The organism is Aeromonas sp. Y293-4, from assembly GCF_027705905.1.
GTDB lineage: Bacteria > Pseudomonadota > Gammaproteobacteria > Enterobacterales > Aeromonadaceae > Aeromonas > Aeromonas veronii.
Map to the genome: position 1 here is coordinate 1 of NZ_JAPDCI010000010.1, position 16,591 is coordinate 16,591.

At 55.2% G+C, this 16,591-nt stretch carries 13 protein-coding genes and 1 rRNA gene; 7 read left to right on the plus strand and 7 right to left on the minus strand.

Annotated elements, in window-relative coordinates:
- Nucleotides 1–160: 160 nt before the first annotated feature.
- A 5S ribosomal RNA gene (gene rrf / locus OKC31_RS12385) occupies nucleotides 161–275 on the plus strand.
- 195 nt (nucleotides 276–470) lie between these two features.
- Nucleotides 471–1,307, plus strand: coding sequence for a tRNA cyclic N6-threonylcarbamoyladenosine(37) synthase TcdA (tcdA, locus tag OKC31_RS12390; RefSeq protein WP_270657050.1), 837 nt, complete (start codon nucleotides 471–473; stop codon nucleotides 1,305–1,307).
- 21 nt (nucleotides 1,308–1,328) lie between these two features.
- On the opposite strand, the gene OKC31_RS12395 is transcribed toward tcdA, so the two are convergent.
- Together OKC31_RS12395 and OKC31_RS12400 are read right to left on the minus strand one after the other, a co-directional pair.
- Entirely contained in the window at nucleotides 1,329–1,763 is a 435-nt protein-coding gene (locus OKC31_RS12395; RefSeq protein WP_270657051.1) for a SufE family protein, read from the minus strand.
- 13 nt (nucleotides 1,764–1,776) lie between these two features.
- Nucleotides 1,777–2,997 carry an aminotransferase class V-fold PLP-dependent enzyme gene (locus OKC31_RS12400; RefSeq protein WP_201944787.1) on the minus strand — a complete coding sequence of 407 codons (1,221 nt, stop codon included), beginning with the start codon at nucleotides 2,995–2,997 and terminating at the stop codon, nucleotides 1,777–1,779.
- A 180-nt stretch (nucleotides 2,998–3,177) separates the two neighbouring features.
- On the opposite strand from OKC31_RS12400, the gene rep reads away from it, so the two are divergent.
- Entirely contained in the window at nucleotides 3,178–5,190 is a 2,013-nt protein-coding gene (gene rep / locus OKC31_RS12405) for a DNA helicase Rep (protein ID WP_247823686.1), read from the plus strand.
- A 2-nt stretch (nucleotides 5,191–5,192) separates the two neighbouring features.
- Here the strand turns inward: rep and OKC31_RS12410 are convergent, their stop codons facing one another.
- The 5 genes from OKC31_RS12410 to OKC31_RS12430 all read right to left on the minus strand — a co-directional run bounded on the left by OKC31_RS12410 (nucleotide 5,193) and on the right by OKC31_RS12430 (nucleotide 11,241).
- Nucleotides 5,193–7,469: a putative bifunctional diguanylate cyclase/phosphodiesterase gene (locus OKC31_RS12410; RefSeq protein WP_058056431.1), complete on the minus strand. Its 2,277-nt coding sequence runs from the start codon at nucleotides 7,467–7,469 to the stop codon at nucleotides 5,193–5,195.
- A gap of 84 nt (nucleotides 7,470–7,553) precedes the next feature.
- Nucleotides 7,554–8,009 carry a c-type cytochrome gene (locus OKC31_RS12415; protein WP_019444987.1) on the minus strand — a complete coding sequence of 152 codons (456 nt, stop codon included), beginning with the start codon at nucleotides 8,007–8,009 and terminating at the stop codon, nucleotides 7,554–7,556.
- A gap of 197 nt (nucleotides 8,010–8,206) precedes the next feature.
- On the minus strand, nucleotides 8,207–9,235 hold the full coding sequence (gene tdh / locus OKC31_RS12420) for an L-threonine 3-dehydrogenase (protein ID WP_005340852.1): 1,029 nt from the start codon (nucleotides 9,233–9,235) through the stop codon (nucleotides 8,207–8,209).
- Between the two features lie 55 nt (nucleotides 9,236–9,290).
- On the minus strand, nucleotides 9,291–10,481 hold the full coding sequence (locus OKC31_RS12425) for a glycine C-acetyltransferase (RefSeq protein ID WP_128834529.1): 1,191 nt from the start codon (nucleotides 10,479–10,481) through the stop codon (nucleotides 9,291–9,293).
- Nucleotides 10,482–10,596: 115 nt separating this feature from the next.
- Entirely contained in the window at nucleotides 10,597–11,241 is a 645-nt protein-coding gene (locus OKC31_RS12430) for a TetR/AcrR family transcriptional regulator (RefSeq protein WP_005340848.1), read from the minus strand.
- A gap of 158 nt (nucleotides 11,242–11,399) precedes the next feature.
- On the opposite strand from OKC31_RS12430, the gene rfaD reads away from it, so the two are divergent.
- The 4 genes from rfaD to OKC31_RS12450 all read left to right on the plus strand — a co-directional run bounded on the left by rfaD (nucleotide 11,400) and on the right by OKC31_RS12450 (nucleotide 16,553).
- Nucleotides 11,400–12,356, plus strand: coding sequence for an ADP-glyceromanno-heptose 6-epimerase (rfaD, locus tag OKC31_RS12435; protein ID WP_270657052.1), 957 nt, complete (start codon nucleotides 11,400–11,402; stop codon nucleotides 12,354–12,356).
- A 118-nt stretch (nucleotides 12,357–12,474) separates the two neighbouring features.
- On the plus strand, nucleotides 12,475–14,235 hold the full coding sequence (locus tag OKC31_RS12440; RefSeq protein WP_270657054.1) for a polysaccharide deacetylase family protein: 1,761 nt from the start codon (nucleotides 12,475–12,477) through the stop codon (nucleotides 14,233–14,235).
- Between the two features lie 3 nt (nucleotides 14,236–14,238).
- The gene (locus OKC31_RS12445) at nucleotides 14,239–15,465 is read left to right on the plus strand and encodes an O-antigen ligase family protein (protein ID WP_270657055.1); all 1,227 of its coding nucleotides are present in this window, start codon (nucleotides 14,239–14,241) and stop codon (nucleotides 15,463–15,465) included.
- Nucleotides 15,462–16,553, plus strand: coding sequence for a glycosyltransferase family 9 protein (locus OKC31_RS12450; RefSeq protein ID WP_247823683.1), 1,092 nt, complete (start codon nucleotides 15,462–15,464; stop codon nucleotides 16,551–16,553). The genes OKC31_RS12445 and OKC31_RS12450 overlap by 4 nt, the downstream gene beginning before the upstream one ends.
- The last annotated feature ends 38 nt before the right edge of the window (nucleotides 16,554–16,591 follow it).

Consider the following 16,591-nt stretch of genomic DNA (forward strand, 5'->3'; position numbering starts at 1 on the left):
GTTGAGCTAACCCATACTAATTACCCGTGAGGCTTAACCATACAACACCCAAGAAGTGTTCTAAGGCTTGTAGCAAACCTAAGCGAACTACTAATTCAGTGATAGCGAAGCCAATAGGCAACCTCGTTACTCACGTCAGCTTTCTAGATTAAAGAATTTGCCTGGCGGCCATAGCGCCGTGGAACCACCTGATCCCATGCCGAACTCAGAAGTGAAACGCGGTAGCGCCGATGGTAGTGTGGCATTCGCCATGCGAGAGTAGGACACTGCCAGGCACCCAATACAAGAAACCCCGCTCAATGAGCGGGGTTTTTTATTGCCTGCAATTCAGCAAATCGTCAGATAACTGACCTTTTATTCCCTCTTCCCTGCCGTTTCCCCCTGTTTTTCCTTCCCGATTTTCTCCGGTTATGCCATCGCGGCTGGCGGTGGTTGTCGCTATAATGGCCGCCCTCAAGCAAGGTGGTGGTATGAAAGCAGAATATCTACAGCGATTCGGGGGCATTGCCCGTCTTTATGGTCAGAGCGCACTGCGTTCCTTTAGCCAGGCCAAGGTCTGTGTGGTGGGGATCGGCGGTGTGGGCTCCTGGGCGGTGGAGGCGCTGGCCCGCGCCGGTATCAACCAGATCACCCTGATCGACATGGACGATATCTGCATCACCAACACCAATCGCCAGATCCACGCCATGAAGGGTACGGTCGGTCGCCTCAAGACCGAGGTGATGGCCGAGCGTATTCGCGCCATCAATCCGGATTGCGACGTGATCGAGGTGGACGATTTCGTCACCGCCGACAATCTGGCCGAGCATATCAAGCGGGAGTTTGACTATGTGGTGGACGCCATCGACTCGGTCAAGGCCAAGGTGGCGCTGATTGCCTTCTGCAAGCGTAACAAGATCCCGGTGATTGTAGCGGGTGGTGCTGGCGGGCAGATGGATCCGACCCAAATCACCGTGGCCGATTTGGCCAAGACGATTCAAGACCCGTTGGCGGCCAAGGTGCGCTCCGACCTGCGCCGGTTACACAACTTCAGCAAGAATCCGGCGCGCAAATTCGGGGTGGAGTGTGTTTTCTCAACCGAGCAGCTGAGCTATCCGGATGGCAATGGTGGCACCTGTCAGGCCAAAGCGGCCAGCGATGGCACCATGAAGATGGATTGCGCCTCCGGCTTTGGCGCCGTGACGCCGGTGACGGCAACCTTTGGGCTGGTTGCCGCGTCCCGGGTATTGAAGAAGATTGCCGAGCGGGGTGCCCGCGCCGAGAAAGAGGCAGGGAATGAAGATGCTGGGTCGATTGGCGAAGCCTAATCGACCACTGAACAAGGCGGGTTAGACCGCTTGTTCCCGGATCGCCAGCACGATCGCTCTGAGCCCGTTACCTCGTGACGGGCTCAAGTGTTTCTCAAGTCCCAGTTCGCTGAAATACCCTTCCATATCAAAAGCCTGGATCGCCGCAGACGATTGGTGGTTGAGTGCCGCCAGCACGATGACGATAAGGCCCCGCACGATGCGGGCATCGGAATCACAGGCAAAGTTCCAGCAGCCATCCTCGCTTTGTTCTCCCTTCAGCCAGGCCTGGCTTTCACACCCCTTGAGGCGAAACTCCTCCTGCTGCCATTCGCCGGGTAGCTCCGGCAGCTGCTTGCCGAGCTGGATGATGAGCCGGTACTGGTTCTCCCAGCCATGAGCGGCGGCAAACTGCTGGCGGATGGTGTCAGCGTTGGGCTCAAGGCCAATCTGGGTATAGCTTGCGAGGTCACTCATTCGGTTGTCTGCCTTAGAAGAAGTCACTGAGTCTGTGCAGGGCGGCCAGCAGGGCGTCGACATCGTCCCGATTGTTGTAGCAGGCCAGCGAGGCGCGCATCGTGCCGCCGATCCCGAGCGACTCCATCAACGGCATGGCGCAGTGATGGCCGACTCGCAGGGCGATCCCCTGCATATCGAGCAGGGTAGCGGCATCCTGCGGGTGGATATCCTCGAGCAAGAAAGAGACAGCACCGGCGCGCTGATTGGGTTCGCCGATCAGACGAAGCCCCGGCACCTGTTGCAGACCTGCGACCAGATAGTCGGTCAGTGCCTGTTCATGGTTGGCGAGCCATTGCCGGTCTTGCTCCATCACAAAGTCGATGGCGGCGGCGAGGCCGATAGCACCGGCGATATGGGGGGTGCCCGCCTCGAACTTGAAGGGTAGGGTATTGAAGGTGGTGCCGCTGAAACTGACCCGATCGATCATCTCGCCACCGGCTTGCCAGGGCGGCATCCGCTCCAATAGCTCGGTGCGGCCCCACAACACGCCGATGCCGGTCGGGCCATAGAGTTTGTGGCCGGAGAAGGCATAGAAGTCGCAACCGATGGTTTGCACATCCACCTCGAGATGAGCCACCGCTTGGGCGCCGTCGATCAGGGTCAGAACGCCGACTGCCTTGGCCGCTGCCACCATCTCTTTGACTGGATTGACGGTGCCAAGGGCATTGGATACGTGGGCCACGCTCACCAGCCGGGTGCGTGGCCCCAGCATGGCGTGATAGGCGGCCAGATCGAGATCGCCCCGCTCATCGAGGGGGATAACCCGGATGACTGCGCCGGTGCGCTGGGCGACCAGCTGCCACGGGACGATGTTGGCGTGGTGCTCCAGCGTACTGAGGATGATTTCATCCCCCGCCTTGAGCTCGCTCATCCCCCAGCTCTGGGCTACCAGATTGATCGCTTCCGTGGTGCCGCGGGTCCAGATCACCTCGTGGCTGCGGGGTGCATTGATGAAGCGGGCGACCGTCTCGCGGGCATCTTCGAAGGCGAGGGTGGCGCGGCCACTCAGGGCGTGGGCGGCACGGTGCACGTTGGCGTTGTCGGCCCGATAGTAGTGAGCGATGGCATCCAGTACCGCGCGCGGTTTCTGGGTGGTGGCGGCGTTGTCCAGATAGACCAGAGGGTGGCCGTTTACCTCCTGCGCCAAGGCCGGAAACTGGCTGCGCAGTTGGTTGTGCTGTTGCTGATTCATGCTCCCCTCACTATCTGGAAAAAGTCATCATTTCGAAGGTCGGCCATGATCCTGAAAATAGCGCCCGAACACAAGGTGCGATAAGTCGGAATGGCGGTTGCTTGCCGTGCAGCAGGTACGGCTCATCGGGTGATTTCTGGTACAATGCCGCCCCTCATCATAAGCCAAGAGATCCGGCCCATGAAGCTCAACCCCAATCAGAACGAAGCGGTCAAGTATGTCTCCGGCCCTTGCCTGGTGCTGGCGGGTGCCGGATCGGGCAAGACCCGCGTCATCACCAACAAGATTGCCTATCTGGTGCAGCAGTGCGGCTACAGTGCGCGCAACATCGCTGCGGTCACCTTTACCAACAAGGCGGCGCGGGAGATGAAGGAGCGGGTCGGCCAGACCCTGGGTCGCAAGGAGGCGCGGGGGCTGATGGTCTCCACCTTCCATACCCTGGGTCTCGATATCATTCGTCGGGAGCACAAGAGCCTGAATCTCAAGGCCAACTTCTCCCTGTTCGATGACACCGACCAGCTGGCGCTGCTGAAAGAGTTGACTGAAGACGATCTCGACAACGACAAGGACAAGCTCTCGGCCCTTATCAGCCAAATCTCCAACTGGAAGAACGATCTTATCCTGCCGGCCCGCGCCATGCGTATTGCTCGCGGGCCGGAAGAGGTGTTGATGGCCCAGCTCTACGAGCGTTATCACCGCCAGATGGTGGCCTATAACGCCCTGGATTTTGACGACCTCATCGTGATGCCGACCCTGCTGCTCAAGAGCAATCAGGAGGTGCGCGAGCGCTGGCAGAACAAGATCCGCTATCTGCTGGTCGATGAGTACCAAGACACCAACACCAGCCAGTACGAACTGGTGAAGCAGATCGTCGGCGAGCGGGCCCGCTTTACCGTGGTGGGGGATGACGACCAGTCGATCTACTCCTGGCGTGGGGCCAAGCCGCAGAATTTGGTGCTGCTGAGCGAAGATTTCCCCAGCCTCAAGCTGATCAAGCTGGAGCAGAACTACCGCTCCAAGCGGCGTATCCTCAAGTGCGCCAACATCCTGATCGCCAACAATCCCCACGTCTATGACAAGGCGCTCTTCTCCGAGCTGGATGAGGGGGTGAAGCTCAAGGTGCTGTTCGCCAAGAACGAGGAGCACGAAGCGGAGCGGATTGCCGCCGAGATGATGGGCCACAAGTTTATGAACCGCACCCGGTTCAAGGATTACGCCATCCTCTATCGGGGCAACCATCAGTCGCGCATCTTCGAGAAGGCGTTGATGACCAACCGGATTCCTTATCGCATCTCCGGCGGCACCTCGTTTTTCTCCCGCACCGAGATCAAGGACATCATGGCCTACCTCAAGCTGCTGGTGAATCCGGATGAGGACACCGCCTTCCTGCGGGTGGTCAACCTGCCGCGCCGCGAGATTGGCCCCACTACCCTCGAAAAACTGGGGCAGTATGCCAATCAACGCGGCAAGAGCCTGTTTGCCGCCAGCTTCGAGCTGGGGCTCGAGCAGCACCTCTCCGGGCGGGGCCTCGTGGCCCTGCAGGCTTTCACCAACTGGCTGGTACGCCTTGGCGATCAGGCGCTGCGCGGCAATCCGGTGGAGGCGGTGCGGGACATGATCAAGGAGATCCACTACGAAGAGTGGCTCTACGAGACCTCCCCCAGCCCGAAAGCGGCCGAGATGCGGATGCAGAACGTCTCCACCCTCTATCGCTGGATCACCGAGATGCTGGAAGGGGATGAGCTGGAGGAGTCGATGACGCTGGCTCAGGTGGTCACTCGCCTCACCCTACGCGACATGATGGAACGCAACGAAGGTGAGGATGATGCGGATCAGGTGCAGTTGATGACGCTGCACGCCTCAAAGGGGCTGGAGTTCCCCTATGTCTATATGGTGGGGATGGAGGAGGGCTTGCTGCCCCACCAGACCAGCATCGACGAGGACAACGTAGAGGAGGAACGGCGCCTCGCCTACGTGGGCATCACCCGGGCCCAGACCGAGCTGACCTTTACCCTCTGCAAGGAGCGGCGCCAGTTTGGCGAGTCGGTACGGCCCGAGCCGAGCCGCTTCCTGCTGGAGCTGCCGCAGGATGACCTTGAATGGGAAAACCAGAAGAAGGTGACTGCCGAGGAGCGCCAGCAGAAGGGACAGGTCGGTGTTGCCAACCTGCGTGCGTTGTTCAAGAAGGATTAACCCTAAGGATTGGCCGGAGTCAGTAGCGGCACTATATCTGCTCCCGGCATGGGCGGAGATATATAGCGCCCTTGCCCCATCCGGCAGCCAATATCAATCAGCTTCTGCAATTGCTGCTGGTTCTCGATCCCCTCGACTACCAGGGTGTAATCGAGATCCTGACAGATATCCCGCATGGCGCGGATCAGCGCCAAATCTTTGGGTGATTGCAGCATCCGCTGGGTAAAGCTGTCATCCACCTTGATGTAGTCCACCGGGAAGTGGAACAGGGCGTTGAGGGAGGAGAAGCCGGTCCCGAAATCATCGAGGCTGATCTGGATGCCCTTGGCGCGCAGCTCGTGCAGGGATGCCAGCGCATCGGAATCTTGCCGCGACAGCTCCCGCTCGTTGAATTCAAAAATCAGATAGCCGGGTGCGACCCCTTCCTCTTCGATGATCCCCATCAGTCGCATGATGTGGTCATGGTTGACCAGATGCTTGCCCGACAGATTGATGGCGATCTTGAACTTGCCCTGCCCGGAGATTGGCAGCCAGTTCTTCAGTTGCTGACAGGTGTGGCGCAGGATCTGGTAATCCAGCTCCAGAATCAGGCCGCACTGCTCTGCCAGCGGAATAAAGTCGAACGCATCCTTCAGGATGCCCTCCTCGGTCAGCCAGCGCGCCATCACCTCCAGTCCGGTCAGGCGGCTATCCTGCAGCCGGATCACCGGTTGGAAATAGGGGACGATACGCCCCTCCCGCAGGGCTCTGGCCAGCATCTCTTCCGGCGAATTCCAGTTCTGGTTGATGCAATCATCCGAGTAGCTGACGATGCGACTGCGACCATTGCGCTTGGCCTGATACATGGCCAAATCGGCCTGATGGAGCAGCTGGCTGATATCTGAGGTTTGCTCGGAGACGCTCGATACCCCAAGGCTGACGGTAATGCTCAGCTCATTGCCGAGTAGCCGAAACGGGTAGGAGAGACGACTGATAATGCGGTTGAGCACCGGGCTGATGTCATCGTCGCTCTTGCTGCTGTCCAGATAGATGACAAACTCGTCGCCCCCCAGTCTGGCCACCAGATCGTTTTGCCGGATGCAGGTTTGCAGGCGGCGGCTGACTTCCTTGAGCAGCTGATCGCCAGCACTGTGGCCCAGGGTGTCATTGATCTGCTTGAAGTGATCCACATCGATAAAAATCACCGCGAATCCCGGCGACTTGTAGCGGTTGTAGTGGGTCATGGCGTGGTTGAGGTGGTTCATCAACAGCGCGCGGTTGGGCAGCTGGGTCAGCGGGTCGTGAAGCGCATCGAATTGCAGCCGCCGTTCCAGCTCCTGATGCTGCTTGAGCTGCTTTTGCAGCCTGAGGTTGGTCTGACGCAGCTGTTGCAGCCGCTGGTTGATGGAGTCTTCAGTATTGATGTCGTTGAGCTGCTGGCGGATCCGTCTCAGCTCCAGCAGCAGGGTGAGCTGACCACGCAGGAAGTCGAGAAACAGCTTGTCGTCGGTCTCCAGCGGTTGAGCCGTGCTGATGATGAAGTGGGCGAAGTACTGTTGTTGCAGCCGCAGCGGCATGCTGTGCCAGTAGCGTGACTCCCTGCTCACCTCGATATTGCTGGTGCTGTGGCACAAGCCGCTGATGAACTCGTCTCCCTGATGGGGATGGGCAGGGTAGATCTTTTCCAGCTTCTGACTGGTTAATCTGACCAGCAGCATGTCCTCAATGGTGAGCATCTGGCGCAGTACCGCTTCCAGCTGGGAGAAGAGCGCCTGAGCCGGCAGGGTATTGGCGAGCCGCATGATGCGGCTGATGCTCTCGATTTTCTTTTTCCAGTTCGGGTCTTTGCGGATCAGCGGCGAAGGGAGCTCGGTGAGATGGGAGCCCGCCTGGGTTTCGGTCAGCCGTTTGGCCAGACACTCCAGCAGCAGGCGCAGGGTCGGCAGGTCGGCTGGGGTGCCACGCGCCAACAACCACTGTATCTGGCCATGCTCGATGGGGAAGACGCACCACCCTTCGGCCTCATCCAGCTGGGTGAGCTGGTCTGTGATGCGGGACTGCTCACGGCCCAGCTGTTGCTTGAAGATGTCGCTGACCTTGTAGGCGTAAAGCCAGTTCAGACCGGTATCGGAGAGGCCCAGCATGCCGAAATGTTGCAGCGGGCAGAGTTGGTCAATCTGCTGGATCAGGGAATCGTAATCGTCAGACGTGGCGGTTTGTGGCGCCGGGAAGTCCATAATGGCAGAGACTAACGCCAACAGAGGAGTTGAGTAGTGGGGTTCGATGGATTGGGCCGACATGTGCAACTCCCGATATGTCTACCTTACAAGAGTAGTCGGAAGTCGATAGATTGAAAGGGCCGCAATTGCGGCCCTTTCAAATACTTACAGCTTGTCGATCATGTAGTGGATGGCGTTTTCAATCTCTTCATCACTACAGTTCGCACAGGTGCCGCGCGGAGGCATCATGCCGGACTTGCCGGTAAAGCCTTCAATGGCATGTTTCTTGAGAGTATCAATGCCCTGGGCGATGCGAGGATCCCAGGCTGCCTTGTCACCCCGTTTGGGGGCACCAGCGGCGCCGGTGTCGTGACAGGCAAAGCAGGCGCCCTTGTATACCGTTTCGCCATCGCGGGGACCGGAAGAGGCGGCCGCCGCCGGAGCAGCACTCGCGCCGGCAATACCTTCCAGATCCTTGGCGGTATAGACCTGACCGATTGGTTTGATCCGCTCGGCAATGGCTTCCGGTGACATCTCATCGGCAGCAAGCACTGCCCCAGACAAGCTGGCGGCCGTCATCCCGACAGCCAGCAAATAGCTCAGTTTTTTCAACACGCTCATATACTCCCAGCAGTCTTTTATTATCCATGTAAACGACGGGATTATAACCGAATAGTTACAGCCATTTAAACGCTTGTGTGTGAAGTGTTAAACACTCTGCGTGCAAAGTTTTGGCCGATATCACGGCAATTCTGGTGGTGGAGATAAAAAGAAACCCGGCATTCGCCGGGTTTCGGGTACCCAAGGGGTGAAATGGGTTATTTGTCCCAGCTCAGGATCACCTTGCCGGAGTGGCCGGAGCGCATCGCATCGAACCCCTGCTGGAATTCGTCGATGTGGAATCTGTGGGTGATGATGGGGGAGAGATCCAGCCCGGACTGGATCAGGCTGGCCATTTTGTACCAGGTCTCGAACATCTCGCGGCCATAGATCCCTTTGATAAACAGCCCCTTGAAGATCACCTTGTTCCAGTCGATGGCCATGGTGGAGGGGGGGATGCCAAGCATGGCGATCTTGCCGCCGTGGTTCATCTTGTCGAGCATCTCCTGGAAGGCGCTCGGGACGCCGGACATCTCCAGCCCCACATCGAAGCCTTCGGTCATGCCCAGCTCGCTCATTACGTCGGCCAGCTTCTCCTTGGCCACGTTGACCGCGCGGGTGGCGCCCATCTTGCGGGCCAGCTCCAGCCGGTATTCGTTGACATCGGTGATTACCACATGGCGCGCACCCACATGGCGGCAGACGGCGGCGGCCATGATACCGATGGGGCCTGCCCCGGTGATGAGCACATCTTCACCCACCAGATCGAAGGAGAGGGCGGTGTGTACCGCATTGCCGAACGGGTCGAAGATGGCGGCCAGCTCGTCCGGGATGTTGTCCGGCAGCTTGAAGGCGTTGAATGCGGGGATCACCAGATACTCGGCAAAGGCGCCCGGGCGGTTGACGCCAACACCAATGGTGTTGCGGCAGAGGTGAGTGCGGCCAGCGCGGCAGTTACGGCAGTGACCGCAGGTGATATGCCCTTCACCGGAGACCCGATCGCCGATGGCGAAGCCGCGCACCTCCTGACCGATAGCGACCACTTCCCCAACATATTCGTGGCCGACCACCATGGGTACCGGAATGGTCTTCTGGGACCACTCGTCCCAGTTGTAGATATGGATATCGGTGCCGCAGATGGCGGTTTTGCGGATCTTGATCAGCAGGTCGTTGTGGCCGAGCTCGGGGGCCGGCACATCCGTCATCCAGATGCCGACCTCTTTGTGCAGTTTGGAGAGTGCTTTCATGGCTGTTCCTTCAATATGAATGCAGAAAAAAGGGGCTGCAGCCCCTTGATTCAAATCAGATAACGCCGAGTTCACGGCCGATGCGGATAAAGGCGTCGATCGCCTTGTCCAGCTGCTCGCGGGTATGGGCGGCAGACATCTGGGTGCGAATGCGGGCCTGACCCTTGGGCACGACCGGGAAGGAGAAGCCCACCACATAGATGCCGGCTGCCAGCATGCGGCTTGCCATTTCGGAGGCCAGTTTGGCATCCCCCAACATCACCGGAATGATGGCGTGGTCGGCGCCAGCCAGAGTGAAGCCGGCGGCGCTCATCCGCTTGCGGAAGTAACGGCTGTTCTCTTTCAGGCGAGCACGCAGGTCGTGACCTTCCGCCAGCATGTCGATCACCTTGATAGTGGCGGCAACGATGGAGGGGGCCAGCGAGTTGGAGAAGAGGTACGGGCGGGAGCGCTGACGCAGCCAGTCGATCACCTCTTTCTTGCCGGAGGTATAGCCGCCGGATGCGCCGCCGAGCGCCTTGCCCAAGGTACCGGTGATGATGTCGACCCGATCCATCACGCCACAGTATTCGTGGGTGCCGCGACCATTTTCGCCGATAAAGCCGACGGCGTGGGAGTCATCCACCATCACCAGCGCATCGTATTTGTCTGCCAGATCGCAGATGGATTTGAGGTCGGCGATGACCCCATCCATGGAGAAGACACCGTCGGTGGCGATCAGCTTGAAGCGGGCGCCATCGGCGTCAGCCTGCTTGAGCTGGGCTTCCAGCTCGGCCATGTCGTTGTTGGCGTAGCGATAGCGCTTGGCCTTGCACAGCCGCACGCCGTCGATGATGGAGGCGTGGTTGAGGGCATCGGAGATGATGGCATCTTCGGCGCCGAACAGGGTCTCGAACAGGCCGCCGTTGGCATCGAAACAGGAGGAGTAGAGGATGGTGTCCTCGGTGCCGAGAAAGGCGGACATCTTCTGCTCCAGCGCTTTGTGCTGGTCCTGGGTGCCACAGATAAAGCGCACCGAGGCCATGCCGAAGCCGTGGCTGTCGAGTCCCTGATGGGCGGCAGCGATCAGATCCGGGTGGTTGGCCAGCCCAAGATAGTTGTTGGCACAGAAGTTCAGCACCTGCTCACCGCCGACGGCGATGCTGGCCTGCTGGGCGGAGGTGATGATGCGCTCCTGCTTGTACAACCCTTCAGCATGCACCTGGTTCAGTTGCTCGGTCAGGTGACGATAGAATCCGTTAGACATCCTCGATCCTTAGTGGCTATTTCAGCTGCGTATCAACAGAGGGCGACATTTTACTGCAATCTGTTGCGGTAAATTCAAATGATTGTGCTGATATTCAACAAATGTGAAACAGATCTCACCCAGCTGGTTGGGCCAGCTGACGGTAGTGTTGTTCCAGCTGCTGGATCTGTCCGGCCACCTGGGGTTGCACATAGGGGCGCAGCAGGAACAGCACCTTCAACACGCCCTGATAGAGCAGAGGTTTGGTGATGCGGGTGTTGGGGGCCTGAGCGATCTGGAACGGGATCCAGCAGGTCACCACCATCTTGATGGTCTGGCCCAGATCCGGCAGGTCTTCATCGCTGACATCAATAATGCCCCCTTCGCGCAGGCTTCTGAGCAGCGCGACCACGGAGGAGCGCATCTGCTCCTGGGCCTTGAGGTACTTCTGTTGCAGCGGTTCGTCACGGCTCAGGATGTCCGGCAGGTTGGCGTAGAAGAAGCGGAACTGCCACATCAGATAGAAGATGGCATCGAGATAGCCCATCAGATCCTGCAGGGTGATTTCACGGTTGCGGGTCGGCACGAAGCTCTCGCTCAGGTGACGGGCATACTGGTCGAAGATGGAGTGGATGATGTCTTCTTTATTGCGGAAGTGGTAGTAGAGGTTGCCCGGGCTGATGCCCATGTGCGCCGCAATGTGGTTGGTGGTGATGTTGCGTTCACCCTGATCGTTGAACAGCTCGGTCGCGCTGTGAATGATCCTGTCTCTGGTTTTCATCACTCATTCCTCCAACAGGTTCCGCTCGGGGCAGTTTTGAACAAGGTCGAATCCCCGGACGGCCCGTGATAAACTTTTCGGCAATTTCAAATTGGCTCACTATACACAGCTTTAACAAGCAGTCACATGTAGCCATCAACGTACGAGAGGCAAACTCCATGATCGTAGTAACTGGCGGTGCTGGCTTTATCGGCAGCAATCTGGTCAAGCAGCTGAACGCTCAAGGACGGACCGATATCGTGGTCATTGATGACCTGACCGACGGCACCAAGTTCGTCAACCTGGTCGATCTGACCATCGCTGACTACATGGACAAAGACGAGTTTCAGGCTCGCGTCGTCTCCGGTGACGAGTTTGAAGAGTGGGATAACGGCATCGAGGTGATCTTCCACGAAGGTGCCTGCTCTGCCACCACCGAATGGAACGGCAAGTTCATCATGGAGGTCAACTACGAGTACTCCAAGGATCTGTTCCACTACTGCATCGAGCGTGAAATTCCGTTCATTTACGCCTCTTCTGCCGCGACCTACGGTGGCCGCAACGACAACTTCATCGAAGATCCCAAGTTCGAACAGCCGCTCAACGTCTACGGCTACTCCAAGCAGTTGTTTGACCAGTACGTGCGCCGCTGGATACCGGAGATCAACTCTCAGGTCGTTGGCCTCAAGTACTTCAACGTCTACGGCCCGCGCGAGCAGCACAAAGGCTCCATGGCTTCCGTCGCCTTCCACCTCAATACCCAGGTGAAGAAGGGCGAGAATCCCAAGCTGTTCGAAGGTTGCGATGGCTTCCCCAACGGTGGTCAGATGCGTGACTTCATCTATATCGACGACGTCTGCAAGGTAAACCTCTGGTTCTGGCAGAACCCGCAGCACTCCGGCATCTTCAACTGCGGTACCGGTCGTGCCGAGCCGTTCCAGAACGTGGCCGAAGCGGTGATCAAGCATCATCAGAAGGGAGCCATTGAGTACATTCCCTTCCCGGATCACCTCAAGGGTCGCTACCAGAGCTTCACCCAGGCTGACATGACCAAGCTGCGCAGCGTGGGTTATGACGCCGAGTTTAAAACCGTTGCCGAAGGGGTAGCGGATTACATGGCCTGGCTCAACCGCTAACGGGTGAGCACAACGCGGCAGTTTGAGCGCAAAACCGGAAGTGGGCACTCGCCTGCCTCCGGTTTCTGGTCTCTGTGGCTGCTTGCCGTTCCTCTCTTCTCTACCGGGTAACCGCGCGATGAATATATTGATGGCACTCTCCCAGCTCGAGGTAACGGGAGCTGAGGTCTATGCCACCACGGTCGGTAACGAACTGACCCGGCGTGGTCACAACGTCTTTTATGTGTCAGATACCCTGACCAAGCCGACGCTTGGCCCCGTCTTCAAGCTGAGATTCAACAAGCGCAGCATCTTGCGCCGTTTCTGGCACGTCTTTTACCTCATCTATCTCATCAAGAAGCACCATATCCAGTTGGTACACGCTCACTCCCGCGCCTCCGGCTGGAGCAGCTATGTCGCCTGCAAGCTGACCGGTACCCCGATGATCACCACGGTGCATGGCCGCCAGCCGGTGCACGCTTCGCGCAAGGCGTTCCATGCACTCGGCTATCGGGCGGTTGCCGTTTGTGAGGATATTGCCCATCAGATTGTCGACAATCTGGGGGTCGATCCTGCGATCGTTCAGGTGCTGCGTAACGGTATCGAAACCGACAAATTCCAGCCTGTGCCTGCGCCGGACAATGCCAAACCGGTGATTGCCATCATCGGGCGTCTGAGCGGCCCCAAAGGGGAGCTCTGCTACCGCTTGCTCGATGAAGTGCTCGACCTGGATGCTTGTCGGGTGCGGATTGTCAGCGGTACCAAGGTGCCGGAGCGCTTTGCCCGTTTCGAAGGGCGCGCCGAGTTTGTCGGTTATGTCGATGATGTACCCGCTCTGCTGGCGAGTTGCGATCTGGTGATCGGCGCCGGTCGGGTGGCGATGGAAGCACTGCTCTGTGGTCGGCCCGCCTTTGCCATTGGTGAAGCCAGGGCCATTGGTCTGGTGACCGAACAGAATCTGGACGAGGCGCTGGCGAGTAATTTTGGTGATATCGGCCCCAAGGATCTGGCTATCGATTTTGCTGCCCTGAAGGGAGAAATCGAGACCGCCTTGGCCAGCAAGACGGTGCCGGAAGCCATTCGCCAACGCATTCAGGATGAGTATGGCTTGCAGGGGGTAGTATCTGGCCTCGAAACCATCTATCAGGATGCCGTAGTCGAAACCCTGCGCCGCGAGATGCCCGTCATCATGTACCACCGCTTTATCGAACAGGATAGCGAGAAAGGGGTGCATGGCACCTGGATGCCGATCACCATGTTCGAGAAGCATCTGCGACTGATGAAGTGGCTCGGCTACGAAACCCTGACGTTCCGCGATCTGGCGGACAAAGGCTTTATCCACCGTCTGCAATACGGCAAGAAGTACCTGATGATCACTGCCGATGACGGCTATCAGGACAATCTGACCCGCATGCAGCCACTGCTGGAAAAATATGGTTACAAAGCCGTGGTGTACGTGGTCACCGGTGAAGGCTATAACCGTTGGGATGTGGAGCATCCGACCAATCCGGACACCAAGGTCTCATTGATGAGTGGTGAGCAGGTCAAGGCGCTGGCCGCCAGCGGTCATGTGGAAATTGGTGGTCATACCCTGACTCACCCCCGCTTGAGCAAGCTCACACCCGAACAACAAGCCCATGAAATTCAGGAGAATAAACGCCAACTGGAGGCCCTGCTTGGCCATCCGCTGCTCTCGTTTGCCTACCCTTACGGAGATATGAACGAGAGTGCCAAGGAGCAGGCTATCGCTGCCGGGTATCGTTTTGCCGTTGCTACCAATAGCGGCCCCAAAGCGATGCACCAGGACCCTTTCCAGATCCGCCGGATTGCTATCTTCCCCCGTACTGATGTATTCGGGCTGTGGCGCAAAATTCGCGGGAATTATGTGTTCAGGAAATAACTTGTGAATTTAGATAAAAATTGCCTACGACTAAATATTATTGTGCAATTTGCAGCTTTTTTATTTGGTGCAATAGTTTTAACTGTTCCCAGTGGTTATGGATATGGGCCCAGCATTTTAGTTTTGGCAAGTGCTTTTGTCTTTTGGCGTAAAAGGTATTATTTGGCAATGAGTTCTGAGGTGAAAATATTATCATATATATTCATCTCTTTTTTTATCATCCAAGCCGTGTCAATCTGGATTGATGGTGGTGCTCTCAAAGAGTTAGACCGACCAAGTCGCCTATTAATGGCTGCAATGACATTGCCTTTATTGAGTTTGTTTCCCGTAAATATTAATGTGTTTATTGCGGGGCTTTCTATTGGAGCAATTAGTTCAGGTCTAATTGCGATATATGAGAAAGTTTATTTAGGAATGCCACGAGCTTTTGATGAAAGCATGCCAATTCAGTCAGGCAACATCAGCATGACATTGGCATTGTTATGTCTATGTGCTTTTTTTTGGTTCCGCAATTTAGGGAAGAAAAGCATTGCTGCCATTATGCTTCTTTCATTTTTAATGGGGGGGATAGGCAGTTTTCTCTCCGGGACCAGAGGTGGCTGTGTTTTACTTCCAATCGTATTGTTTACAATAGTTTTTTATTTTCGAAAACAGCTATCCCTCAAAGATGGTCTCTATGCAAGTACAGTATGTGCCTTATTGTTTTTCTTGGCTTTGCTTCCGCAAAGTGGCGTAATGGATAGGATATATAATGCGAAAGCAGATGTTGTTCATTATTTTGATGGTGTGAACCCGGATACATCTCTAGGCATTCGATTGCAGTTGTGGGAAAGTGCATATAACTCTTTTTTGGAAAAACCAATTTTTGGTTGGGGAAATAACGGCATTCGCTTATCACAATTAAACCAATATAATAATGGTTCTATATCTGAGTTCATTTATAATTTTAACTCACATGCACATAATCAATTTTTAGATGAATTGGCTAAACGCGGCATTATAGGCTTCTTGATGTTAGCTCTGCTGTACTTTTATCCACTTTGGGTTGCGAGTAAAAATAGAGATAACTTGTTGGTTAGTAGTATGTTGGCGGTTTCATCATTAACTCTTGTTGATTATAGCTTGAGTCAAGCATTTATAAGTCATAACTCCGGGATGATATTCTTCATGTTTTTATTTTCGGCTTTAATTACCACAATAAAGGTATCGCCTCTGGAGGGAAGAAAATGATTAAGAAATTGCAATTATGGCGCGATATCATTCGTCGTAAAATAGGAATTATGATTTTTGACCGCCCTGTTACAAACTCATTATATGAACAACGAGGAGCCACAGTATTCGTCCGTTGGGACGCAAAGCTGGGTGATGCGATAGTTTCATCGTGGGTTGCTAGAGAGATCAAAAAAAAATACCCAATGCAGAAGGTAATCGCTATCACATCACCCGATATAGCTCACTTATTCAGAGAGTATTTTGAATTTGATGAGGTTTTTTGTATACCCAAAAGACCATCATATAATCAACTAGCGAGTTTGGCCTCTTCGCTAGGAAATGTCGATTATCTTGTACATTTTTCAAAAAGTATGAAGATGAAAGACATGTATTTTATAAAAAAAGCAAACCCGAAGCATGTTATTGGGATCGATGATGATTTGCAATGTGTTGATATTAAACTGGGTAAAAAAACAGAAAATGTTCATTTTTCGATAAAGTTTTCTGAAGCGCTGAAATCTATGGGGGTTGGTGAGTTTGACAGTAAATATATAATCCCATATTTCACTGAAGATGAAATGAAGGTCAGGGAACATTGGCCTAAGGTTCCGACTATATGCTTTAATCCATATGGAAGTGGGAGCTCAAGAGTATTCAATAAAGAGAATGTATTGAATCTGATAGATATAATGCTGGCTGAATCGGATTTCAATATCTGTCTATTATATCCACCTAATCAGCTGGAAGAAATTGACCGCATTATATCAATGATGTCTGTTGCGTCTAAAGAAAGAGTTTTTATCTATAACCAGCCGCCATCACTTGGGGCTTTGTTTGCCCAGGTAAGAGCGAGTGTTGGTATGGTTTCCGTAGATACTGCAACTGTTCACATTAGTGCAGGGCTAGGTAAGCCTATCTTGGGAATATATAACGATAACTTTGGCATGCCTGAAAACAAAGAGTGGCTACCAAATTGCCATAATTCGAAAGTGTTATATGTTGAAACAAATATGATTCAGAGTGTTAATTATATTAATCTTGATAAGTTTAGAGCTATGTTTATAATGTGGAGTTCTCTTTGTATCAGTAGAAAAAACACTTATTAATAATCTTTTTTTTTAAATGGCTTTCAAAATATAAAGGT